This is a genomic window from Cupriavidus sp. R6-3 (genome assembly GCF_059772245.1).
Genome location: NZ_JCBAJO010000321.1, coordinates 1 through 4,173, shown reverse-complemented (window position 1 = coordinate 4,173; position 4,173 = coordinate 1). Strand labels below are relative to the sequence as shown.

Genomic DNA, 4,173 nt, shown 5'->3' with positions numbered 1-4,173 from the left:
GCCGGGGGCGGCCGGATCCTGGGCAGGACCGTACGGGCCGCCCGGATTGCCGGGGGCCTGATAGCCGTTCGCTGCCGCACGCCCCGACGCCGTAGGGTCGAGGACGAAGTGGACGCTCACCTGCGCTTCCCAGTACTCGCAGGCCAGCGCGGTGATGCGCCCGGAGAACTGGCTCTTGACCCAGTCGAGCTTGAAGCGGTTGGGCGCGGCAATGCGCAGCGACAGGGCGTTCTCATCGAACGCGACCGGCGCGAGCGGCTTGATCCAGGTTTTGAACTGTTGAGGCGTCAGTTCGCGCTCGAGCTGCGCGGCTGCCGCCTGCCAGAAATCTTGCATCGGTTGTTGTTGGGTAGTGCCACGGCTGCCTGGCGTCACGTCAGCAGTCTTTCGAGTCCCAATAAAAAAGGGCGCCGCTGTCTCCCGAGTGCCGGCATGACCGCTACCGCAGCCGGCTTGTCGGATCCCCCGCCCGCCAAGCCGCCTAACCGTCATGTCCTGCACACCTCGGGTTGTGCGTGCGCCACGCAGGCCGTGTTGTGTTTGGACCGGGATTGTACCCCCCGGCCCAAGTTATCCACAAAGGATAAGTCTGTGGACAACTTGTGAAAATTCGGTGGATGACTGTGCACAACCTGCAACCTTGCAGCGCCGCAGCCGGCACTTATAGAGGCCAATCGCTTGATTTAAAAGGGGATTGTCCTTCGCATCACGCAAAAAAAGCGGTGTTTAGGCCACTCCAAAATGTGCTTCGCACCACTGTGGACAAGAAAACCGCCGTCATCGGCCATGCGTGCACCCGCACAGCGGCATCCTCCCACAGCAGCCTTGACAGGCGCGCAGAAAATCCGTTAAATGGCGGGTTCTGCGATGCGGCAGGGGATCACGTATGCGCATCGCCGGGTCTGACCCGCTTCATTTCTTGAGCGGCGGCGGACCTGAGCTCGGGTCGCCCGCGCCAGCCGCGCGGTCATCCCGCCCAGCCTGCGTCGCGAGACCTGTATCGCGACACCCAAGGCCGGCGTCAGGTCAGCTTCAGGACAATCACAAGCGTCGGCAGTACCGCATCCGCGGCGGCCCCCATGCGAACCATACGCGGCAGCCAAGGCCCCTGGCCGGCCGGGCGTGCCCAGATCAACCAGAGAGTGCAACATGAAACGTACCTACCAACCTTCCGTTACCCGCCGCAAGCGTACCCATGGCTTCCGCGTGCGCATGAAGACCCGTGGCGGCCGCGCCGTGATCAACGCGCGCCGCGCCAAGGGCCGCAAGCGCCTGGCAGTCTAAGGGCCGGGTGACGGGACGGCGGCCCGCATCGATGCAGCCGGCAACCGCCGGCGCATGATGGCGGGACGCGGCGCGGTCGTGTCCCGGCCGCCGCCCTTGCCGCTGTCCCTTCTTGCCTTGCCCCCAGGACGGCCCGGCAACGCGTGCCAGCCAGTCTGACCAGCGTGCCGACCCATGCCTTCCCCAAAGCCGCGAGGCTCACAAAGACGGATGAGTTTTCATCCGTTTTTGCTTTGCGCCCGCGGCGGCGCAGCGCCCATTTCGTGCTTTACGTCCGCGCCAACGGCCAGCCGCAGGCGCGGCTCGGCATCGTGGTCGGCAAGAAGTTTGCGCCGCGCGCCGCCGAGCGTAATCTGGTGAAGCGCATGGTGCGGGAACTGTTCCGCCAGCGGCAGGACCAATTGGTCGGCCGCGACGTGTTGCTGCGATTGCAGGCCAAGTTCCCGCGCACCGAATTCCCCAGCCGCCGTGCAGTCCGGCTGGCCTGCCAGGCCGAACTGGCCGAGCTGATGGAAGTCGCCGCCCGGCCCCTGCCGTCCGCTCCGCCCGCTGCGCTCACCTCGCCTTCCGGCGCCTGATCGAGGGCACCGACATGAAGCCTATCCTGCTTGCCCTGCTGCGCTTCTACAAGATCGCGCTGAGTCCGTACCTGGGCTCGCAGTGCCGCTTCCTGCCGACCTGCTCCGATTACGCCCGCGAAGCCATCGTCGCTCATGGCGCCGCGCGCGGCAGCTGGCTGGCCGCCCGCCGGCTGTGCCGCTGCCATCCCTTCGCGCAAGGCGGGTATGATCCGGTGCCGCCTTCGCGCGACGCCGGCCGTCCGACGGTCAGCGTCCGGCTGCCCAGACCCTGAATTCCCAGATACAGCGAGACATGGATATCAAACGCACCATCCTCTGGGTCATCTTCTCGATGTCCCTCGTGCTGCTCTACGACAATTGGCAGCGCGCCAACGGCCACGCCTCGATGTTCTTCCCGAGCGCCTCGCAACCCGCCGCGACCGGCACGCCGGCGAGCGCCCCGCAGGCGCGCAGCGACGTGCCCAAGGCGGTGGGCGGCGCGTCCCCGACCGGCACCCCGGCAGCCGCGCCGCAGGCGCCTGCGCCGGCCGGCGAGAAGATCGTCATCACGACCGACGTGGTCCGTGCCGAGATCGATACCGCGGGCGGCATCCTGTCTCGTCTCGAACTGCTGCGCCACAAGGACGAGGCCGGCAATCCGGTCGTGCTGTTCCAGCGCAGCGCCGCGCATACCTATATGGCGCGCTCGGGCCTGATCAACGGCGACCTGCCGAACCACACGACGGTGTTCACCGCCGCGCCGGGTCCGCGCGACCTGGGCAATGCCGGTTCGCTGGACGTCGTGCTGACCGCCGAGAAGGACGGCGTGCGCTTCGCCAAGACCTACCGTTTCCAGAAGGGCAGCTATGTCGTCGCGACGCATTTCGACGTGACGAACAACCGCGCCCAGCCGGTCTCGCCGACGCTGTACATGGAACTGGCGCGCGACGGTACCCACGTCGAGCAGTCGCAGTTCTACAGCACCTTCACCGGTCCGGCCGTCTACACCGACGCGGACAAGTACCACAAGATCAGCTTCGAGGACATCGCCAAGGGCAAGGTCACGCTGCCCGCCCCGTCGGACAACGGCTGGGTCGCGATGGTGCAGCACTACTTCGCCTCGGCCTGGCTGCCGCAGACCGGCAAGCAGCACAGCTTCTACGTCGAGCAGATCGACCCGAACCTGTATCGCGTTGGCGTGCAGCAGCCGCTGGGCGAGATCGCGCCGGGCGCGACGGTGTCGACCGACGCGCGCCTGTTCGCCGGCCCGCAGGAAGAGCACATGCTCGAGCAGATCGCGCCGGGCCTGGAGCTGGTCAAGGACTACGGCTGGCTGACCATCCTCGCCAAGCCGCTGTTCTGGCTGCTGGAGAAGCTGCACGGCATCCTGGGCAACTGGGGCTGGTCGATCATCGCGCTGACCGTGCTGATCAAGCTGGTGTTCTTCCCGCTGTCCGCGGCAAGCTACAAGTCGATGGGCAAGATGAAGGACCTGCAGCCGCGCATGACGGCGATCCGCGAGCGTTACAAGAACGACCCGCAGAAGATGAACCAGGAGATGATGGGCCTGTACCGCACCGAGAAGGTCAATCCGCTCGGCGGCTGCCTGCCGATCCTGATCCAGATCCCGGTGTTCATCGCGCTGTACTGGGTCCTGCTGTCGTCGGTCGAGATGCGCGGCGCGCCGTGGCTGGGCTGGATCAAGGACCTGTCGGTGCCCGACCCGTTCTACATCCTGCCGATCGTGATGGCCGTGTCGATGTTCGTGCAGACCAAGCTGAACCCGACGCCGCCGGACCCGATCCAGGCCAAGGTCATGATGATCATGCCGCTGGTGTTCTCGGTGATGTTCTTCTTCTTCCCGGCCGGCCTGGTGCTGTACTGGGTGGTCAACAACATCCTGTCGATCGCGCAGCAATGGCAGATCAACCGGATGCTGGGCAAGGGCAAGACTCCGGCGCCGGCCAAGGGCTGAGCCCGACCGGCACCTCGCCACACGAGAAGCCCGACGCGAAAGCGTCGGGCTTTTTCTTTGGGCGGCCGCCAGGGCGAAAGACGACCATGCGCCGCATCGGGCGAGGTCGTTTCCTACACTGTAGCCAGGTGCATTGATAGCGGGCCGGCGCGGGCTGCCGGCTCCGACCGCGACAGGGCGACATGGGCACTCTCACACTGAAACGCCGGATGCGCGCGCTCGACGCCTTTGCCGCGTTGGCCGCCGCCGATCTGCAGCGGATCGCCGACGCGCTGCGCGCCATGGACCGGCGCGACCGGCCCGACGACCTGCATGCCTTGCGCGTGGCGGTGCGCCACCTGCGTGCCGTGCGCT

Annotated in this window: 5 protein-coding genes; 4 read left to right on the top strand and 1 reads right to left on the bottom strand. The window is 66.6% G+C overall.

The annotated features are described in order from the left end of the window. Positions 1 to 336 (bottom strand): DnaA N-terminal domain-containing protein (locus AC6EI8_RS24785; protein WP_498383163.1); only part of this gene is annotated, 336 nt, incomplete at its 3' end. An 813-nt stretch (positions 337 to 1,149) separates the two neighbouring features. Here AC6EI8_RS24785 and rpmH point away from each other — a divergent pair. The 4 genes from rpmH (at position 1,150) to yidC (ending at position 3,819) form a co-directional block, all read left to right on the top strand. After that, positions 1,150 to 1,284 (top strand): 50S ribosomal protein L34, encoded by a 135-nt coding sequence (gene rpmH / locus AC6EI8_RS24780; RefSeq protein ID WP_006578231.1) that lies wholly within the window; start codon positions 1,150 to 1,152, stop codon positions 1,282 to 1,284. Positions 1,285 to 1,448: 164 nt separating this feature from the next. Continuing rightward, positions 1,449 to 1,862: a ribonuclease P protein component gene (gene rnpA, locus AC6EI8_RS24775; RefSeq protein WP_149317610.1), complete on the top strand. Its 414-nt coding sequence runs from the start codon at positions 1,449 to 1,451 to the stop codon at positions 1,860 to 1,862. Positions 1,863 to 1,876: 14 nt separating this feature from the next. Further along, entirely contained in the window at positions 1,877 to 2,137 is a 261-nt protein-coding gene (gene yidD / locus AC6EI8_RS24770; RefSeq protein ID WP_149317364.1) for a membrane protein insertion efficiency factor YidD, read from the top strand. Between the two features lie 20 nt (positions 2,138 to 2,157). Continuing rightward, the gene (yidC, locus tag AC6EI8_RS24765) at positions 2,158 to 3,819 is read left to right on the top strand and encodes a membrane protein insertase YidC (RefSeq protein ID WP_149317363.1); all 1,662 of its coding nucleotides are present in this window, start codon (positions 2,158 to 2,160) and stop codon (positions 3,817 to 3,819) included. Positions 3,820 to 4,173: the final 354 nt, after the last annotated feature.

Bases quoted from the DNA above. Each gene is read 5' to 3' on its own strand.
- rpmH (WP_006578231.1), top strand. From the start codon at position 1,150: ATGAAACGTACCTACCAACCTTCCGTTACCCGCCGCAAGCGTACCCAT.
- yidD (WP_149317364.1), top strand. From the start codon at position 1,877: ATGAAGCCTATCCTGCTTGCCCTGCTGCGCTTCTACAAGATCGCGCTG.
- yidC (WP_149317363.1), top strand. From the start codon at position 2,158: ATGGATATCAAACGCACCATCCTCTGGGTCATCTTCTCGATGTCCCTC.